The 16,735-nt window shown below is 74.2% G+C and carries 19 protein-coding genes and 1 pseudogene; 9 read left to right on the top strand and 11 right to left on the bottom strand.

The genetic code is table 11. The annotated features are described in order from the left end of the window. The first annotated feature begins 36 nt into the window (after nucleotides 1-36). Genes ACFYPH_RS24160 through ACFYPH_RS24150 form a run of 3 tightly spaced genes read left to right on the top strand, consistent with a single transcriptional unit; the run spans nucleotide 37 to nucleotide 2,986 of the window. On the top strand, nucleotides 37-804 hold the full coding sequence (locus tag ACFYPH_RS24160) for a glycerophosphodiester phosphodiesterase (protein WP_354855281.1): 768 nt from the start codon (nucleotides 37-39) through the stop codon (nucleotides 802-804). A gap of 17 nt (nucleotides 805-821) precedes the next feature. Next, entirely contained in the window at nucleotides 822-2,213 is a 1,392-nt protein-coding gene (locus ACFYPH_RS24155; RefSeq protein WP_354855280.1) for an MFS transporter, read from the top strand. 56 nt (nucleotides 2,214-2,269) lie between these two features. Continuing rightward, nucleotides 2,270-2,986 carry a thymidine kinase gene (locus tag ACFYPH_RS24150; protein ID WP_139587755.1) on the top strand — a complete coding sequence of 239 codons (717 nt, stop codon included), beginning with the start codon at nucleotides 2,270-2,272 and terminating at the stop codon, nucleotides 2,984-2,986. A gap of 51 nt (nucleotides 2,987-3,037) precedes the next feature. Here the strand turns inward: ACFYPH_RS24150 and ACFYPH_RS24145 are convergent. Then, nucleotides 3,038-3,460, bottom strand: a pseudogene (locus ACFYPH_RS24145) (low temperature requirement protein A); the annotation flags it as partial. A 61-nt stretch (nucleotides 3,461-3,521) separates the two neighbouring features. Then, the gene (locus ACFYPH_RS24140; protein WP_387184783.1) at nucleotides 3,522-3,980 is read right to left on the bottom strand and encodes a hypothetical protein; all 459 of its coding nucleotides are present in this window, start codon (nucleotides 3,978-3,980) and stop codon (nucleotides 3,522-3,524) included. A gap of 135 nt (nucleotides 3,981-4,115) precedes the next feature. Here ACFYPH_RS24140 and ACFYPH_RS24135 point away from each other — a divergent pair, with 135 nt between their 5' ends. Both ACFYPH_RS24135 and ACFYPH_RS24130 read left to right on the top strand, forming a co-directional pair. Beyond that, entirely contained in the window at nucleotides 4,116-5,819 is a 1,704-nt protein-coding gene (locus ACFYPH_RS24135) for an acyl-CoA dehydrogenase family protein (RefSeq protein ID WP_387184780.1), read from the top strand. A 689-nt stretch (nucleotides 5,820-6,508) separates the two neighbouring features. After that, entirely contained in the window at nucleotides 6,509-6,880 is a 372-nt protein-coding gene (locus ACFYPH_RS24130) for a VOC family protein (protein ID WP_354855276.1), read from the top strand. A 22-nt stretch (nucleotides 6,881-6,902) separates the two neighbouring features. On the opposite strand, the gene ACFYPH_RS24125 is transcribed toward ACFYPH_RS24130, so the two are convergent. Then, nucleotides 6,903-7,748 carry an LLM class flavin-dependent oxidoreductase gene (locus ACFYPH_RS24125; protein WP_387184776.1) on the bottom strand — a complete coding sequence of 282 codons (846 nt, stop codon included), beginning with the start codon at nucleotides 7,746-7,748 and terminating at the stop codon, nucleotides 6,903-6,905. A 29-nt stretch (nucleotides 7,749-7,777) separates the two neighbouring features. Next, nucleotides 7,778-8,776, bottom strand: coding sequence for a tyrosine-type recombinase/integrase (locus ACFYPH_RS24120; RefSeq protein ID WP_354855274.1), 999 nt, complete (start codon nucleotides 8,774-8,776; stop codon nucleotides 7,778-7,780). 95 nt (nucleotides 8,777-8,871) lie between these two features. On the opposite strand from ACFYPH_RS24120, the gene ACFYPH_RS24115 reads away from it, so the two are divergent. Continuing rightward, a complete protein-coding gene (locus ACFYPH_RS24115; protein WP_387184772.1) occupies nucleotides 8,872-9,996 on the top strand; it encodes a helix-turn-helix transcriptional regulator in 1,125 nt (374 codons plus the stop codon). Here ACFYPH_RS24115 and ACFYPH_RS24110 read toward each other — a convergent pair. The 3 genes from ACFYPH_RS24110 to ACFYPH_RS24100 all read right to left on the bottom strand — a co-directional run bounded on the left by ACFYPH_RS24110 (nucleotide 9,986) and on the right by ACFYPH_RS24100 (nucleotide 11,548). Next, a complete protein-coding gene (locus ACFYPH_RS24110; RefSeq protein WP_354855272.1) occupies nucleotides 9,986-10,411 on the bottom strand; it encodes an Hsp20/alpha crystallin family protein in 426 nt (141 codons plus the stop codon). The genes ACFYPH_RS24115 and ACFYPH_RS24110 overlap by 11 nt on opposite strands. Nucleotides 10,412-10,479: 68 nt before the next feature. Further along, nucleotides 10,480-10,995, bottom strand: a complete 516-nt coding sequence (locus tag ACFYPH_RS24105) for a GNAT family N-acetyltransferase (protein WP_355138835.1) — start codon at nucleotides 10,993-10,995, stop codon at nucleotides 10,480-10,482. A gap of 10 nt (nucleotides 10,996-11,005) precedes the next feature. Next, a complete protein-coding gene (locus ACFYPH_RS24100; protein ID WP_387184763.1) occupies nucleotides 11,006-11,548 on the bottom strand; it encodes a DUF2087 domain-containing protein in 543 nt (180 codons plus the stop codon). Nucleotides 11,549-12,106: 558 nt separating this feature from the next. Here ACFYPH_RS24100 and ACFYPH_RS24095 point away from each other — a divergent pair. Then, a complete protein-coding gene (locus ACFYPH_RS24095) occupies nucleotides 12,107-12,883 on the top strand; it encodes a maleylpyruvate isomerase family mycothiol-dependent enzyme (RefSeq protein ID WP_355067579.1) in 777 nt (258 codons plus the stop codon). A 7-nt stretch (nucleotides 12,884-12,890) separates the two neighbouring features. Here the strand turns inward: ACFYPH_RS24095 and ACFYPH_RS24090 are convergent, their stop codons facing one another. Continuing rightward, entirely contained in the window at nucleotides 12,891-13,385 is a 495-nt protein-coding gene (locus ACFYPH_RS24090; protein ID WP_354855268.1) for a MarR family transcriptional regulator, read from the bottom strand. 69 nt (nucleotides 13,386-13,454) lie between these two features. Between ACFYPH_RS24090 and ACFYPH_RS24085 the strand changes: the two genes are divergently transcribed. Beyond that, nucleotides 13,455-14,687: an MFS transporter gene (locus tag ACFYPH_RS24085; protein ID WP_387184760.1), complete on the top strand. Its 1,233-nt coding sequence runs from the start codon at nucleotides 13,455-13,457 to the stop codon at nucleotides 14,685-14,687. A gap of 66 nt (nucleotides 14,688-14,753) precedes the next feature. Here the strand turns inward: ACFYPH_RS24085 and ACFYPH_RS24080 are convergent, their stop codons facing one another. Both ACFYPH_RS24080 and ACFYPH_RS24075 read right to left on the bottom strand, forming a co-directional pair. Beyond that, a complete protein-coding gene (locus ACFYPH_RS24080; RefSeq protein ID WP_354855266.1) occupies nucleotides 14,754-14,945 on the bottom strand; it encodes a DUF397 domain-containing protein in 192 nt (63 codons plus the stop codon). Next, nucleotides 14,936-15,706 (bottom strand): Scr1 family TA system antitoxin-like transcriptional regulator, encoded by a 771-nt coding sequence (locus tag ACFYPH_RS24075; protein WP_355067573.1) that lies wholly within the window; start codon nucleotides 15,704-15,706, stop codon nucleotides 14,936-14,938. Before ACFYPH_RS24075 ends, ACFYPH_RS24080 begins: the two co-directional genes overlap by 10 nt. Before the next feature lie 199 nt (nucleotides 15,707-15,905). Between ACFYPH_RS24075 and ACFYPH_RS24070 the strand changes: the two genes are divergently transcribed. Beyond that, nucleotides 15,906-16,169 (top strand): flavin reductase, encoded by a 264-nt coding sequence (locus tag ACFYPH_RS24070; protein ID WP_355138843.1) that lies wholly within the window; start codon nucleotides 15,906-15,908, stop codon nucleotides 16,167-16,169. Here the strand turns inward: ACFYPH_RS24070 and ACFYPH_RS24065 are convergent. Beyond that, the gene (locus ACFYPH_RS24065) at nucleotides 16,166-16,735 is read right to left on the bottom strand and encodes a GNAT family N-acetyltransferase (RefSeq protein WP_355138845.1); all 570 of its coding nucleotides are present in this window, start codon (nucleotides 16,733-16,735) and stop codon (nucleotides 16,166-16,168) included. The two genes, ACFYPH_RS24070 and ACFYPH_RS24065, sit on opposite strands and share 4 nt — an antisense overlap.

Raw genomic sequence — 16,735 nt, 5'->3', positions numbered from 1 at the left:
ACCGGGGGTCCACCAGCGGCAGGCATACTGCGTCCCGTGCTGAACCGATTCGGCTACCTGGACGCGCCCGCGCCGCTGGCGTTCGCCCACCGTGGCGGCGCGGCCGACGGCGACGAGAACACCACCGAGGCGTTCGCCCGGGCCATCGGGCTCGGCTACCGGTACGTGGAGACCGACGTGCACGCCACCGCCGACGGCGTCGCGGTGATCTTCCACGACCCGACGCTCGCGCGGCTCACCGGCGAGGCGGGACGCATCGCCGAGATGAGCTGGGCCGACCTCGCCTCGGTACGCGTCGGCGGCGCCGCCGTCGTACCCCGGCTCGACGAGGTGCTCAGCGCCTGGCCGCAGGTCCGATTCAACATCGACGTGAAGGCCGACGGCGGCGTCGCGCCGACGGTCGCGACCGTGACCCGGGTCGGCGCCGCCGGCCGGGTGCTGCTCGCCTCGTTCAGCGACGCCCGACTGACCCGGCTGCGGGCGCTGACCGAGGGACGCGTCGCCACCAGCCTCGGCATGCGCGGGGTGGCCCGGCTGCGGCTCGCCTCCCTGCACGGGCGCCCGCTGCGGCTGCCGCAGTCGGTGGTCGCCGCGCAGGTGCCGCCGCGCTACGGGCGGATGCCGGTGGTGGACCGCCGGTTCCTCGACTACTGCCACCGACTCGGCCTGCAGGTGCACGTCTGGACGATCGACGAACCCGCCCAGATGCACGAGTTACTGGATCGTGGCGTGGATGGCATCATGACCGATCACGTCGGCGTGCTGCGCGACGTCTACCGCAGCCGCGGCCACTGGGCCGCCTGAGCGTCGAAGGACCCCCGATGGCCGAGACCGTGACCCCCACGGTGGACGACACCCCGCCTCCGGCGAGCACCCGCCGGGAGCGGCGCGGCTGGTACATCTACGACTGGGCCAACTCGGCGTTCCAGACCACGGTGATCACCGTGTTCCTGGGACCGTTCATCACCACCGTCGCCGAGCTGGCCGCCGGCTGCGAGCTGGGCGCCGACACCTGCGACGGGTACGTGCACCCGCTGGGCATCCGGGTGGCGGCCGGGTCCTACTACCCGTACCTGATCTCGCTGTCGGTGTTCCTCACCGTGTTCGTGCTGCCCGTCATCGGGGCGATCGCCGACCGGTCGGCGCACAAGAAGCGGCTGCTCGGCGGGGCCGCGTTCACCGGCGCCGGCGCGACCATCGCGATGGCCTTCGTCACCGGCGACCGCTACCTGCTCGGCGGGGCGCTGTTCCTGATCGCCAACATCTCCTTCGGCGCGGCCATCGTGGTCTACAACTCGTTCCTGCCGCAGCTCGGCGGCCCCGACGAACGCGACGGCATCTCCAGCCGCGGCTGGGCGCTGGGCTACCTCGGCGGTGGCCTGCTGCTGGCGCTCAACCTGGTCGCGGTCACCCTGCTCAGCGAGGACGACAACCCGCAGCGCACCCTGGACCTGGCCCGCTGGTCGATCGTGTCGGCCGGGGTGTGGTGGGCGGCGTTCACGCTGGTGCCGCTGCGCTGGCTGCGCGAACGCCCCAGCGCGGCGGCCCTCGCGGCGCGCGGCAACGTGCTCACCGACGGGTTCCGGCAGCTCGGCCGCACCCTGCGCGAGGTCAAGGCGTACCCGCTGACGTTGTTCTTCCTGCTCGCGTTCCTGGTCTACAACGACGGCATCCAGACCGTCATCACCCTGGCCAGCCAGTACGGCACCGAGGAGCTGCGCCTGGAGCAGAGCACCCTGATCATCACCATCCTGCTGGTGCAGTTCCTCGCCTTCGGAGGGGCGTTGAGCCTCGGCGCGCTGGCCCGGCGCATCGGCGCGTGGAAGACCGTGCTGCTCAGCCTGGTGCTGTGGACCGGTGTGATCCTCGGCGCGTTCCGGCTGCCCGCCGAGGCGCCGGTGCCGTTCATGATCCTCGGCGCGGCCATCGGCCTGGTCCTCGGCGGCAGCCAGGCGCTGAGCCGTTCGCTGTTCAGCCAGCTCATCCCGGCCGGCAAGGAGGGCGAGTACTACGGCTTCTACGAGATCAGCGACAAGGGCACCAGCTGGCTCGGCCCGCTCGCGTTCGGCCTCGTGTTCCAACTCACCGCCTCCTACCGCGTGGGCCTGGTCTCACTGCTGATCTTCTTCGTGGTCGGGTTCCTGCTCCTGGCCGCCGTGCCGATCCGTCGGGCCATCGTCGCCGCCGGCAACACGCCACCTCGGGTGCTCTGAGCACGCATCCCGCACCCGACGGATCAGGGGCGGTCGATCAGCTAGGCTGCCCGACCGTGACCGACGACGCCGCTGCCGCCCCGACCTGCCTGGCTCACCCGTTCCCCGGCCAGCCGCACGCTCCGGCGGGCTGCGCGGCCGCGCGCGGGCTCGACGGGCGGCCGGTGCACGCCGCGGCGTTGAAGTTCTTCTGGGGGCCGATGGACTGCGGCAAGTCCACCATGGCGTTGCAGATGAACTACAACCACGCCCGGCAGGGTCGCCGTGGGCTGGTCACCACCCGCATCGACCGGTCGCTGGGCCCCCAGGTCACCACCCGCATCGGCCTGGCCCACGAGGCCATCGAGGTCACCGACGACCTGGACCTGCGGGCGCTGGTGCGCGGCCGCTGGGCCGACGGGGTCCGCGTCGACTACCTGATCTGCGACGAGGCCTGCTTCTACACAGTCGAACACGTCGAGCAGATGGCCGAGCTGGTCGACAGCTACGACGTGGACGTGTTCGCGTTCGGCCTCGCCACCGACTTCCGGTCCTGCCTGTTCCCCGCCGCGCAGCGCCTGTTCGAGCTGGCCGACGAGGTGGCCCGCATCCAGGTCGAGGTGCTCTGCTGGTGCGGCCGGGAGGGGCTGCTCAACGCCCGCGTCGTCGACGGCCGGGTCGTGCGCGAGGGCGCGCAGGTCGTCATCGGCGACACCGTCGACACCGCCGACGTGCGCTACCAGGTGCTCTGCCGCCGGCACTACCGCAGCGGCGACCTCGGCCCCCGCGACTGAGGCCCTCAGGAACGCCCCCGACGTCACCAGGTCCACGTGCGACGTGAGGGTGCTGCCGGTGACCAGGATCGACTCGCCGAGCGCGATCAGGACGAACGCCGCGCTGCGTTCGGCCAGGTGCCCACCCTCCACCATCCACCGCTCGGGGCGGCTGCGCTCCCGACCCGGCAGCGGGTAGCCGATCGACAGGACAACCACCTCCAGCACGATCACCGCTGCCCACACCACCTCCCGGGCCGGCGTGTCCACCAGGCCGCCGACCACCACGAGCACCGACGTGGCGCCGATCCACGGCAGCGACTTCTGAAACCCGTCGACCAGCCACGGACTGCCCTGCGTCGCCCACAACGCGAACATGGTCCGGCCCACCTGCACGCCCGCGTAGACCACCGCGAAGAGCAGGCCGGTCCCGGCGAACGCCTGCGGGATCGCCGCCGACAACAGCAGGCTGCCCAGCGTCACCCCGATCAGCATCGCCCGCACCGGGCCCTGATCCGGTTGCAGCCAGTTGGTCACCAGGTCGACGGCCGGCGGCTCAGAACGGGTCACCGCACACCCGCCAGTCGCCGTTCTCACGGACCACCGGCAGGCGGCGTTCCTCACTGATGCCGCCGTCGCGGGTCAAGCGCACCGTCACCGTGCCACGGGGACGACCGCCCTTGGTGGCCACCGACACGTCGGTGATCTCGTAGTCGGTCACCATCGGTGGCGTCCGCACCCAGCTGGTGAACCCGATCGCGCTCCACCGGGTACGCGCGTCCGCGCAGAGCCGCTCGTACGCCTGGTCGCTGTCGCCGAGGGCCACCTCGCTGAGGAAACCGTCGGCGGTCTCCCGGATCGGGCCGGATGCCTGCCGCACCGTCTGCAGGTTCCACGCCCCCAGCCCGGCCACCCCGACGCAGCACAGCGCCATGCCGAACCCGGCGAAGGCCAGCCCGGTGCGCATCGGGCGGTGCCGCCGGGCCGGTCGGCTCCACGACTGGCCGGCACCCACGACTACCGACCGTAGAGAACGTCATCGCGGTGAGGCAGGACAAGCGGGAAATCGGGTGTGCCCGAGGCCCTGTTCGCGGCGGCGACGCATCGTCTACCGTCGGCGCACACCCCCAGCAGCGCCAGGAGTCGATCGATGAGCCGCTTCGTGCAGCCGGTACCACCCCCCGCCGACCCGTACGCCGTAGACGCCCTGCTGCGGTCCTGGCTGGAGCGTCACCTCGGCCCGGCCGGACACGCGGCCGCCAAGGGTCGCCTCGCCGAGCTGGCCGCCGAGGTCACCGGGCCGCTGCGCGCGGCGCACGCCGACGCCGAGGCGCACCCGCCGACGCTGGTCCGCTACGACCCGTGGGGCGCGCGGATCGACCGGATCGACACGTCCGCCGGCTGGCAGGCGCAGCGGGCCGCCGCCGCCCGGCACGCCGTGGTGGCGCTGCCCTACCTGCCCGACGCGCGCGGCACCTGGGGCGCCGCCGCACGGGTCGTGCAACACGCGCTGCTGCACCTGTACGGGCCGGAGTCGGCGACGTTCTCCTGCCCGGTGGCGATGGCCGACGGGGCGGCGGCGCTGCTCAGCCTCCCCGACGTCGACGCGGGTGTCCGTGACGCGTGGCTGCCCCGGCTGATCTCCACCGACCCGGCCACGGCGATCACCAGCGGCCAGTGGATGACCGAGTCGCAGGGCGGCTCCGACCTGGGCCGCTCCGGCACCGTCGGCCGTCCCGCCGCCGACGGTTCGTGGCGGCTGACCGGGGAGAAGTGGTTCTGCTCCGCAGCCGACGCGGCGATGGCGGTGGCGCTGGCCCGCCCCGAGGGCGCCGGGCGGGGCAGCCGGGTGCTCGCCCCGTTCCTCGTACCCCGCTACGCGGTCGACTCGCCGCTGGCCACCGGCGCGGCGCCGGACGCGCCCGCCCCCGGGGTCACCGTGCACCGGCTCAAGGACAAGCTCGGCACCCGGGCGCTGCCGACCGCCGAGATCGGGCTGCGCGACGCGTACGCCCTGCCGTTGGGCGACCCGGCGGTGCCCGGCCTGGTCCGGGCGATGACCCTGGTCGTGGTGACCCGGGTGCACAACGCCGCCGCCGCGGCCGGCGGGATGCGACGCGGGCTCGCGTACGCCCGCGCGTTCGCCGACGCGCGGCACGTCGCGGGCGGCGCGTTGGCGTCCTCGCCGCTGCACCGCGCGACGCTGGGCACCCTCGCGGTCGACGCGGCGGGCGCGTTCGCCCTCGCGGGGCACGCGTTCGCGCTGCTCGGGCGGGTCGAGGTCGGCGCCGACCCGGAGGCCGCCGCCGAGCTGCGCATCGTGGCGCCGCTGGCGAAGCTCGCCACCGGTCGGCTCGCCGTCAGCTCCGCCAGCGAGTACGTGGAGAGCTTCGGCGGCGCCGGCTACGTGGAGGACACCGGTGTTCCCCGGCTGCTGCGCGATGCGCAGGTGCTGCCGATCTGGGAGGGCACCACCAACGTGCTGGCCCTGGACGTGCTGCGCGCGCTGACCCGGGAGGACGCCGGGACGCCGCTGCTGAGCCGGCTGACCGCCGCCGTCGACCTGGCCCGGCCACTGTCGCCCGCGCTGGCCGACACCCTCGCCGCGGCCGCCGGGCAGCTGCGCGACACCATCGCGGCGGTGACGGCCGAGCCGGGCGCGGCGGCGGTGCTCGCGGGCGCCCGTGGCCTGGCGCTGCGCCTGGCGTACGCGCTGACCGCCGCCCTGCTCGTGGAGCACGCCGCGTGGGGTGACGAGCAGGCGGAGCTGGCCGCCCGGCTGTGGGCGCGGCGGTGGCTGCGGCAGGAGGACATCGCCGAGGACGCCCACCACCACCTGGAGCTGCTCTGCTGACCGGTCGACACGAGCGGGGGTGACGGCCGGTGGACGTCCTGACCGGGGCGCTTTCCCGGCCCACCGTCGGGCGTCGGGCGCGCCGTCGCGGCGGTGGCGGGTGGCGCTGCTGCTGGCGGCGTGCGCGCTGCTCGGCGGCGCCGCCGCTCCCGTACGCCTGTCGGCGCGGGTGGGGCCGCCGGTGTCCGGCGACGCGACACTGCTGGGCGCGGGCCCGCTGCTGCTGGTCGTGGACCCGCCGACGCTGAGCGCGTACGACGTGGCGGCGCCGTACCGCGCCCCGCGCTGGCGGGTCGCCGTGCCGCCCGCCGCCGGGTGGTCCGCCGAGGCCGCCGGTGACGTGCTGCTGTTCACCGAGCGCGATCAGGTGCGTCAGGCCGTGGCGACGACCGCCCGGTCGATGCGCACCGGCGCGGCGCTGTGGCGGCGACCCGAGCGGGTGTACGCGGTCGGCGAGGCGGCGGTGGCGGTCAGCGAGGTCCGCAGCGCCGCCGAACCGGGTGCGCGGACCGCTCCCGGCGGGGGTGACCGACTGCCGGCGGGCCGGCAGTGGCCTGGCCTGCCGCGAGAGCGCCTCGCGGGTGACGGTGTGGCCACTCGGCGCGCCGTGAACCCGGGCGTCGTCGGCGTCGAGAAACGCCCGACGTACCTGACATCGGTTGGCAGGTACACCGGTGCAGACTGCCCGCATGACGACAACCGCCGACCTCGCGATGGTCAACCTGGACAGCTCCGACCCGGCCGCGCACGCCGCCTTCTACCACCGGGCGTTGGGCTGGGAGATCACCCACAGCCAAGCCGAGTACGCGATGATCAGCGGCGGTGGCGCGTCCATCGGCTTCGGCCTGGTCGAGGGCTACCAGCCGCCGTCCTGGCCGGACCCGGCCGGGCAGAAGCGCTACCACCTGGACCTCTACGTCGACGACCTGGCCGTGGCCGAGAAGGAGTTCGTCGCCGCCGGCGCCTCGAAGCCGGAGTTCCAACCCGGCGGCGACCGGTGGGTGGTGCTCCTCGACCCCATCGGGCAGCCGTTCTGCATCTGCCCCCGCCCGCAGGGCTGACCTGCGGGCGCGGGAGGGACGCTCAGCGCAGCGGACCTCGGGCCACCGCGGCGCGCATCGCCGCCGGGTCGCCGACCGGGACGTACTCCAGCCACCAGGTGGCCCCGGCGGCGGCCAGCTCGCGGAGGTAGGCCCGTTCGGCGCGCTCGTCCGGGCGGCGGCGTCGCCCGCCGATCGCCACGTCGAACGGCTGGCCGTCGGCCCTGGTCGGTGGCATGGCCGCTACCAGGTCGCGGACCTCGTCGGGGGTGAAGTCGGCCCAGCCGTCGGTGTCGGTGAGCTTGTACGGCACGATGCCGTCGGCGCGGGCCGCGCGGCGTCGCACCGCCCCGGCCTGGGTGCTGCCGCCGACCCAGACCGGCACCCGGGGCGACTGCACGGGCGGTGGCCGCAGCGCCACCCGGTCGGCGCGGTAGTGGGCGCCCCGGTGGTCGACCCGCTCACCACTGAGCAGGCCGGTCAGCAGGTCGAGACCCTCGTCGAGCATCGCGGCGCGCACGGCCACCTCGGTCGGCTCGCCGAACGCGGCCAGGCCACGGTCGCCGGGGTCGCCGACACCGACCGCCACGGTGGCCCGGCCCGCGCTCAGGTGGTCGAGGGTCAGCACCTCGCGGGCCAGCTTCGCCGGACGGCGGCGGGGCAGCGCTGTGACCGTGGTGCCCAGCCGCACCCGGTCGGTGCGCCCGGCGATCGCGGTGAGCACCAACCACGGGTCGTAGGTGAACGGGTCGTCGCCGCAGTGGTGGATCAGGTAATCCTCCAGGAACACCCCGTCCCATCCGGCGTTCTCGGCCAGCTCACCCAGCTCGACCAGGGTGGACACCGCGACGGCGCCGCCACCGCAGGGGATCTCCAGACCGTGTCTCATCCGCCGACCGTAGGCCGGGGGTGGGACAGTCAGCCGCGGCGACGGGACCGGGCGGCCCACACCGCGTACGCCGGGTCGCGGTCGAGGTTGTGCCGGTCCCGGTCGTAGCGGCGGGTGGTACGCGGGTCGGCGTGGCCCATGGCGTCCTGCACATCTTCGAGGGGAACACCCTCGGAGCGGGCGGTGGTGGCGAACGCGTGTCGCAGCGAGTGCGGGGACAGCCGCGCCCAGGCCGGGATGCCCGCGGCGCGGGCGAGTCGGCGGACCATCCGGAACACCGAGTGCCGGTCGAGCCGGGCGCCGCTGGCGGTGACCAGCAGGGGCCCGGTCAGGTGGGTCACCGGCACGCCGGTGGTGGCAGCCCGCTGCGCCAGGTACGCGTCCACCGCGTACGCGGTGCCCGGGGTGAGGGCGCGGCGGCGCTGCTTGCCGCCCTTGCCGACGAAGCGCACGCTGCGGTGCCCGCGTTCGGTGCCGAGATCGGTCAGGTCCAGCGAGACCAGCTCCCCGACCCGCAGGCCCAGATCGGCCAGGAGCGCGATCGTCGCCCGGTTGCGGGCCGCCGTCGGGCCGGTCTCCGCGTCGGCGGCGGTGAGCAGCGCGTCCACCTCCTCCGGGGTGAGCCCGACGGTGGCGGAGTGGTCCCGGTCGACGCGGGGCCGGTCCGCGCCGGAGACCGGGTTGGCCGGCACGCCGCCGAGCTTGACGAGGAAGTCGTACCAGCTGGACAGCGCCGACAGCCGCCGCGCCACGGTCGCCGGGGTCAACGGTCGGCCGCTGCGGACGACGAGAGTGGACTCCAGCGCGCGGGCGTACTCGTTGACGTGCAGGAAGCTGGCCCGCAGCGGATCCAGGTCGTGCCCGGCGCACCAGCTGAGCCACGCGGTGACGTCGCGCCGGTAGGCGTCGCGGGTGTGCTCGGACAGCCGGCGGTTGCGCAGCCACGCCTCGGTGACGTCGACCGGTCCGCTCGGCAGGGCCGGTCGGGCGGTCGGGCGGGCGAGCACGGGAGCGTCGGAGGACACCATGTGAAAAAGGTTCTCAGCAGCGGATGGGATTGCCACGCAGGCGCGCCGACGCCGGCCCGCGCGGCGGCGCGGACGGTGTCGGCTACGGTCGCACGGTGCGTGCCAGCCGGCTGGTCTCCCTGCTGCTGCTCCTGCAGGCCCGGGGGCGGATGACCGCCGCCGAGCTGGCCGACGCCCTGGAGGTGTCGGTTCGCACGGTGTATCGCGACGTGGAGTCGCTGGGGGCCGCCGGTGTGCCGGTGTACGCCGAGCGTGGCCCGGCCGGCGGTTACCGCCTGCTCGACGGCTACCGCACCCGGCTCACCGGCCTGACCGCCGGTGAGGCCGAGGCGTTGTTCCTGGCCGGTGTGCCCGGCCCGGCCGCCGAGCTGGGCCTGGGCTCGGTGCTGGCCAGGGCGGAGCTGAAGCTGCGCGCCGCGCTGCCGGCGGACCTCGCCGACCCCGGCGGCCGGATCCGGCAGCGGTTCCACCTGGACGCGCCGAGCTGGTTTCGCGAACCCGAGCCCACACCCCACCTGGCCGCGCTGGCCACAGCGGTGTGGGAGGACCGTCGGGTCCGGGTGCGCTACCGGCGGTGGCAGGCGCCCCGGGAGGTGACCCGGACCCTCGACCCGCTCGGCGTGGTGCTCAAGGCGGGCCGCTGGTACCTGGTCGCCGCCGCGTCCGGGCAGGTGCGCACCTACCGGGTGGGCGCGATCCTGGAGTTGACCGTGCTGGACGAACCCGCCGAGCGGCCGGACGGGTTCGACCTGGCGGGTTGCTGGCAGGAGCACGCCGAGCGCTACGAGCGGGGCGTCTACCGCGCCGAGGCCCGGGTGCGGATGACCGTGGCGGCGCTGGCGCGCACGACGCACCTGCTCCCACCAGCGATGAGCCGCGCGGCGCAGGACCACGCCGGTGCGCCGGACGCGGACGGCTGGGTCACGACGACCGTGCCGATCGAGTCGGTCCGCCACGGCTGCGTCGAAATGCTCAAGCTCGGCGCGCAGGTGGAGGTGCTCGCCCCGCCCGAGCTGCGGGAGCTACTCGCCGGCACCGCCCACGCGCTCGCCGCCCTCTACCCACCGCCCGGCGACGCGCCCGCCGAGCGGCGCGACGCGCCCGCCGCAGAGCCGAAGCGCGGCGACGCGCCCGCCGGGGAGCGGGAGCCCGGCGACGCGCCGACGGCCGGCGCCTCGGGGCGGGTGCCGGCCGTCGAGGCCGTCGCGGTCAGGCGTTGATCTGTCGACGTGCGTCGCCGTTGGCGCTGATGGTCACCCGACGGGGCTTGGCCCGCTCGGCGACGGGGATGCGCAGCGTCAGCACCCCGTTCTCGTAACCGGCCTCCAGCCGGTCGGTGTCCAGGGTGTCGCCCAGGAACAGCCGTCGGGTGAAGGTGCCCATCGGGCGTTCGGCGGCGACCAGCTCGACACCGTCGCCGGTGGGCCGGCGGCGCTCGGCGCGGACGGTGAGCACGTTGCGCTCGACGGTGCAGTCGATGGTGTCCGGGTCGACGCCCGGCAGGTCGAACGCCGCGTAGAAGTGGTCCCCGTCGCGGTAGGCGTCCAGGTGCATCATCGCGGGACGGGCTGCCGTACCGAAGAACTGCTCGGCGAGCCGGTCGATCTCGCGGAACGGGTCGGTACGCATCAACATCGCTGTGCCTCCTCGGTTCTCCTGGCCGAAGGTGATGAGTTGAGCCGTGGTGACTCAACTTCCTCTTCTTATTTAGCGCCTTCCGCGACGGACGTCAACTGCTTCTCGAACCAGTGCTCGGCGTACGGGCCGTGCGTGTACGCGGGGATCTCGGCGTAGCCGTGCCGGGCGTACAGGGCGCGGGCCTCGACCAGGTCGGATCGGGTGTCGAGCCGGATCCGGTCCGCCCCGACCGCCCGCGCCCGCTGCTCGACGGCGGCCAGCAGCGCCGCGCCCCCACCGGCGCCCCGGTGCGCGGGCCGGACGTACACGCGGGTCAGCTCGGCACAGTCCGGACGCCACCGCAGCCCGGCGCAACCGGCCAGGTCCGTGCCGCGGTGGGCGAGCAGGAGCAGACCACCGGGGTACGCCAGGTCGTCGCTGGGCATCTCGGCCAGCGCCGCGTCGACCTCGCCGGGTCGGGCCGGGCGGCGGTGGTAGCGCACCACCATCTCGGTCATGTACTCGCGCAGCAGGACTGTTGCGTCCGGATGGTCGGGACGGACGGTGGAGGTCACCCAGGAGGGTCGAACGGTCGCGGTCACCCGTCGATCGTCACTGCCCGGTCAACGGATTTTCGGCCTCCGTCAGCTGGTAGACGCCCTGCTCACGGGTGAGCAACCGCTCGTCCACCAGGTAGCGGCGCAGGGTGGCGTGGTCCGACGCGCCGGCGGCGCACCACGGTTTGAGCGCGTCGTCGACGGCCCGCTCCGGATAGCGCGTGCCCGGCTCGAACGACTGCCGGGCGACGTGTGCCAGCAGCACCCGTCGCCGCCCGAGCTGCGCCGGCATGCCCGTCAGGACGCCGCCGCGCAGGAACGTGCGCAGCACCGGATCGTCGGCCGGCGCGGCGTCGTCGGCCGGGCGGCTGTCGCGCGCCGCCGCCCGCAGCGACGCCTCGTCGACCGCGAGCGCGCCGTCAGCGCCGGTGACCAGACCCGCGTCGGCGAGCCGCTGGAGCCCGGTGAGCACGACCCGCGCCGCCAAGCCGGAGCGCTGCACGACCTCGGCCACGCTTGTCGATCCCAACGCGACCGCCGCGAAGACCCGTCGCCGTCCGTCGTCGGCCAGGGCCCCGGCCAGAGCGTGCGCAGTCATGCCGGTCACCCTCCCATCGGCGTACGAGCGCCGCCAGGCGATTTTCCGAGTACGCGCCCACGCCAGCTGTCGCCGGCCTGCTGGTCCGCACCTCGAGGTTGAGGAAGATCGGTTCAGCGGTCAGCTGTGGGATTGATCCTGGCGACGGGTTCACCGCGGCGAAGTGAACCCCGCAGGCGCCGCGCGGGGTGCGTGGCAGCGGTGGGGGCGAGAAGACGACTGAAGCGTCGAATTCGACGGCAGGAGTATCCGTGCGGGCGAAGGCTGGCACACGGATACGGCGGGAACCATTCATGGTTTCGGCGATTCCAAGCTCTCGGCAGGAGGCACTGGGGGCCTCCCGGATCCAGTGGCGGGTTGCCGGCGTCTCGGCGCGGAGGGCAGACGGGGAGGTGACTCGAACCCGTCCTCATCGCGCACGTGCGCCACTGGTCACTGATCCATGCCCGTCAGCATGGTCAACCCGTGGCCGCCGGGCAACGGATTTCCGGGTGGCCTCGCCGTCGGGGGCGCGGAAAACCGCTGTCGGTTGTCGAGGGGCGGTGGTACAAAGCCGCGGTGAAAGAGACCCTGGAGTTCGCCGACCTGTTGCGGCTGATGGACGAGCGGTCCACCGCCTTCCGGGCGGCGGTCGCCGCGGCGCCCAGCCTCGACGTACGGGTGCCGACCTGTCCCGAGTGGACGCTGTTCGACCTGGTGCAGCACCTGGGCGAGGGACGCTTCAGGTGGGCGGCGATCGTGGCCGCGGGGCCCGCCGACGCCCCGCCGGCCATCTCCACCCCGGCGCCGCCCCGCGAGCGCGAGGCCCTGCTGGCCTGGTTCGCCGCGTCGACGGCGGAGCTGCTGGCCGCGTTGCGGGAAGCCGGCCCGGATCGTGGTTGCTGGACGTGGTGGGGTTCATCGCAGGCGCCGCAGACCGCCGGTGCCGTTGCCCGGCACCAGCTTCAGCAGGTCGCCGTGCACACCTATGACGCCCAGGTCGCCGTGGACGCCTCGCAGCCGCTACCGGACGAGGTGGCCCTCGACGGTGTCGACGAGTTCCTGACCACCTGCGTCGCGACGACGGCCACGTGGCCGCACGAGCCCGCAATCGTCGACTATCACGCCACCGAGGGCCGTTCCTGGCGGATCTGGTTCTCCGCCGACGGGGCACGGACCGCCCGGCTCGTCGCACCGGTCGCCGACGCGGGCCCGGGGACGGCCTATGTCTCGGCCCGGGGTACGGCCAGTGAGCTGGTCATGTTCTGCTACGGCCGCATTCAGATGGACTCGCTGCAGGTCGAGGGCGACCGGCGCGTCTTCGACCAGCTGATCGCCTGGGAGCCAGAGGAGTAGGACGCGGCTACGGTTGCTCGGCGACGCGCAGCACCCGGCGCAGCAGGTCGGAGAGCAGTCGCCGTTCGGCCGGGGTCAGCGCGCCGAGCAGCCGGTGCTCCTCGGCGCCCTGGACCTCCATCGCCGCGCGCCAGGCGGCCTCGCCCGCGTCGGTGAGCTCCACGTCCACCCGACGGCGGTCCACGGTGGACGGTATCCGGCGCACGAAGCCCCGTCGGAGCAGGGTGTCGACGCGCGCGGTGATCGAGGCGGGTGCCACGGACAGGTCCGCGGCGAGGTCCGAGGGAGCCGCCCGGCCGCGCCGGCCGGCCAGGGCGTGCAGGGTGTCGTACTCGTGCGCGGGCAGGTCGAAGTCGGCCAGGGCCCGTTCCTTGACCGCCCGCAGGTGCCGGGTCAGGCGGATCATCCGCACCACCGTGCCCTCGACGTCCGCGTCGAGGTCGGGCACCACGGGCAGCCACCGCTCGACGTGCCGGTCGACGGCGTCCGGAGTGTCGGTCACGATCGCCAGCTTAGCTCACCAGCGAAATATTCATTGCCGAAAGGTTCGGTGTCGAAGTAGGTTGCGGCTATGGCTCACCCCCTGCGCACCCGCTCCTTCCGGCTGCTGTTCCTCGGCCGTACCGTCTCGGCCGTCGGGGACGCGGTGGTGCCCGCCGCGCTCGCGCTGGCCGTGCTGCGGGCCACCGGCTCCACCGGGGCGTTGGCCGTCGTCCTCGCGGCGGCGATGGTGCCCCGGCTGCTTCTGCTGCCCCTCGGCGGCGTCGTCGCCGACCGGTTCGCCGCCCGACGCGTCGCCCTGTTGACCGACCTGGTCCGCTGCGCGACCCAACTCGCGATCGGCGTCGAACTGCTCGGCGGCGAGGTGTCGCTGACCACCGTCGTGGTGGCCTCCGCGCTCGGCGGCACCGCGTCGGCGTTCGCCATCCCGACCGCGTCTCCCCTGGTCGCCGGCACCGTCGCGCCCGCCGACCGGCAACGGGCCAACGCCCTGATGGGAGTCACCGCCAACGCCAGCCGGCTGCTCGGCCCGGCGTTGGCCGGCGCGCTGATCTGGGCCGCCGGGCCCGGCTGGGCGTTCGTGATCGACAGCGCGTCGTTCGCGCTCAGCGCGGCCCTGCTCGCGCTGGTCCGGGTCCGACACGTGCCGGTGCCCCGCCGCTCGGTCCTCGCCGACCTGCGGCACGGCTTCGGCGAGGTGCGCGCCCGCGACTGGTTCTGGACCAGCCTGCTCGGGCACGGCGCGTGGAACGGCGCCGCCGCCGTGCTGATGACCCTCGGCCCGGCCGTCGCCATCAACCGCCTCGGCGGGGAGGCGACGTGGGTGCTGCTGTTGCAGGCCGGCGCGGTCGGCATGCTCACCGGCTCGCTGCTGGCCGGGCGGGTCCGACTCCGCCGGCCGGTGCTGCTGGCCAACCTCGGGCTCGCCAGCTACGCCGCGCCGCTGTTCCTGCTCGCCGTCGCCGCGCCCGCCCCGGCCGTGATCGTGACGTACGCCGTGGCGCTGACCGCCCTCGGCTACCTCAACCCGGTCTGGGAGACCGTCGTGCAGCACCACTTCCCGCCGGAGGTCCTGGCCCGGGTCACCTCGTACGACTGGCTGGTGTCGCTGGCCGCGATGCCGCTTGGCTACGCGCTGGCGCCGCTGGCCGCCGACGCTTTCGGCGCGCCCGTACCCCTGGCGGTCGCCGGCCTGCTGGTCCTCGCCTCCTGCGCCGGCACCGCGCTCGTGCCCGGCGTACGCCGGCTCACCTGGCCGGCGGCCCCACAACCGCAACCGGCCGAACCGGCCGGCGTGCGCTGATCAGATCGGGCCGGCCGTGCGCGGGGCTCCCGGCGCCGCCGGGAGCCCCGCGTGCGATGTGGACGGTCAGCGGGCGTCGCGTGCCATGGCGACGAAGCTGCGCCACGACTGCGGGCTGAACGTGAGCGTCGCGCCGTCGCGATCCTTCGTGTCGCGCACGAGGACCACGCCCGGGAGGTTGTCGGCGACCTCGACGCAGTCACCGCCGTTGCCGCCGCTTTTCGTGCTCTTGCGCCACCGCGCGTCGGTCAGGTCCATGATGCCGCCGCTTCTCTGAGAAGGTCCAGGGAACGCCCCCGGGGCAGCGCCTCGCCGCGAATGCGCTCCCACCGCCGCTCCAGGCTAACAAGCTCCGATGTCTGGTCGAGGATCTGCGCCTGCGCGGCGCTGTCGACGTGCGCGACCCGCGAGCCGTCCGGCAGGTCGGCGATGGTGAACGGCCCGTCGAGCCCGGGGTAGCTGGGCGCGTCCGCCGGGACGATCTGGAGCTGGACGGTGTCCGTCTCGACGTACCCGAGCAGGTGCGTGAGCTGCGCCGCCATCAACGCGCGGTCGTCGCCGACGCGCCGGCGCAGCACCCCCTCGTCGAGCAGGGCGATGAGCAGCGGACCGTCGCTCTCCCGGTCGAGAATCGACTGCCGGCTGATCCGCGCCCCGGCGAACTCGTCGACCGCGTCCGGCGTCAGGACCCCGCCGGCCAGGGTCGCCCGCGCGTACGCCTCGGTCTGGAGTAGACCCGGCACCCATGCCAGCTGGAACGACCGCAGCGTCAGCGCCTCGCGTTCGAGGTCGACCCAGGGTCGGAACCACACCGGTTCGCGGCGCCGGAATGCGTCCGGCCACAGTGCCTCGGCGTCGCGGGCCAGCAGCTCCGCGACGGTCGCGCGGTGTCGACTCTGGGGAACGTGGCCCGGGTTCGCCCACCGGGCGACGGTCTTCGGATGCACACCGATCCGATCGGCGAGGCTCTCGGCGGTGTGACCCGCTTCGGCGAGCGCTGCGACAAACGCGTGGTTCATGCCGTCCCTTCCCTGGGAGCAAATGGGCTGCGCCAAGGAGATTACGTAACGCTGTGTGGTTGTCCAGAGACTCCCGGCAAAGTGGGGTATCGACGGCGCGGCCGGCAGGGACCCGAACCCGGCGGACGCGTTCGTGGCGGGGCCGCTTCCGCGACCAGAAGCGGCCCCGCTTCCAACAGCCGACCCAGGAGGAGGACCCGTGCCACACACCGAAGGAAAGGCCAGGAAGTCGACGCACTCCCCGTTGCGCCCGTCGTGGCGCTGCCCGGTCTGCGGCATCCTCTGGCCGTGCTCGACCGCGAAGCTGCGCCTGCTCGGCGAGTACCGCGAGGATCGGCCCGGCCTGTTGACGCACCTGGCGACCATCCAGAAGGAGGCCGAAGCCGACCTCACCGCGCTCAACCCCGGCGTGGCGCTGCCCGACCTGACCCCGCGTTTCGTCGGCTGGGCGCAAGCCCGCTAAGCCAGGCGGGCGTGCAGGTGCATGTCGTGCCAGCCGTCGGCGTGGCGCACCGACTCGCGCGTCACCCCCTCCAGGGCGAAGCCGCCCCGCGTGGCCACCCGGCACGACGCCGCGTTGGCGGTGGAGTGCTCCAGGGCCAGCCGGTGCAGCCCCGCCGCGAAGCTCCACCGGGTCAGTGCGAGCAGCGCCTCGGTGGCGACGCCCGCGCCACGCGCGGCCGGCAGCACCCAGTACGACACGTCCGCCGACGCCTCGGCGAGTGACACCTGCCGCAACCCCACCTGACCGACCGGCCGGTCGTCGTCCTCGACGATCGCCCAGCTCACGGCGGTCTCGGCGCTCCAGCGGGCCGACCACTGCGCCGTCCACGCCCGCGCCTCGTCGTCGCTGTCCAGCCTGCGAACGTGCCAGCGCTGGATCGCCGGGCAGTCGAACGCCGCCCGCACGAGCGGGGCGTCGTCGTCGCGCCACGGCCGCAGCGTCAGCCCGGGGCGTACCGGGAGGTGGGGTTGTTCCTGGGCGGCGAGGCTTCCGGCGGGCAGCGCGGGCGCGACGAGCAGCGGCAT

It is taken from the genome of Micromonospora sp. NPDC005252 (genome assembly GCF_042872475.1).
Lineage (GTDB): Bacteria > Actinomycetota > Actinomycetes > Mycobacteriales > Micromonosporaceae > Micromonospora.
Note: the sequence above shows the minus strand (reverse complement) of the source record. Positions and strands in the feature narration are given on the sequence as shown.

Excerpts from the sequence above, each read along its gene's own strand:
- ACFYPH_RS24155 (WP_354855280.1), top strand. The coding sequence starts at position 822 with ATGGCCGAGACCGTGACCCCCACGGTGGACGACACCCCGCCTCCGGCG.
- ACFYPH_RS24135 (WP_387184780.1), top strand. The coding sequence starts at position 4,116 with ATGAGCCGCTTCGTGCAGCCGGTACCACCCCCCGCCGACCCGTACGCC.
- ACFYPH_RS24130 (WP_354855276.1), top strand. The coding sequence starts at position 6,509 with ATGACGACAACCGCCGACCTCGCGATGGTCAACCTGGACAGCTCCGAC.
- ACFYPH_RS24125 (WP_387184776.1), bottom strand. The coding sequence starts at position 7,748 with ATGAGACACGGTCTGGAGATCCCCTGCGGTGGCGGCGCCGTCGCGGTG.
- ACFYPH_RS24120 (WP_354855274.1), bottom strand. The coding sequence starts at position 8,776 with ATGGTGTCCTCCGACGCTCCCGTGCTCGCCCGCCCGACCGCCCGACCG.
- ACFYPH_RS24110 (WP_354855272.1), bottom strand. The coding sequence starts at position 10,411 with ATGTTGATGCGTACCGACCCGTTCCGCGAGATCGACCGGCTCGCCGAG.
- ACFYPH_RS24100 (WP_387184763.1), bottom strand. The coding sequence starts at position 11,548 with ATGACTGCGCACGCTCTGGCCGGGGCCCTGGCCGACGACGGACGGCGA.
- ACFYPH_RS24085 (WP_387184760.1), top strand. The coding sequence starts at position 13,455 with ATGGCTCACCCCCTGCGCACCCGCTCCTTCCGGCTGCTGTTCCTCGGC.
- ACFYPH_RS24080 (WP_354855266.1), bottom strand. The coding sequence starts at position 14,945 with ATGGACCTGACCGACGCGCGGTGGCGCAAGAGCACGAAAAGCGGCGGC.
- ACFYPH_RS24075 (WP_355067573.1), bottom strand. The coding sequence starts at position 15,706 with ATGAACCACGCGTTTGTCGCAGCGCTCGCCGAAGCGGGTCACACCGCC.
- ACFYPH_RS24065 (WP_355138845.1), bottom strand. The coding sequence starts at position 16,735 with ATGCCGCTGCTCGTCGCGCCCGCGCTGCCCGCCGGAAGCCTCGCCGCC.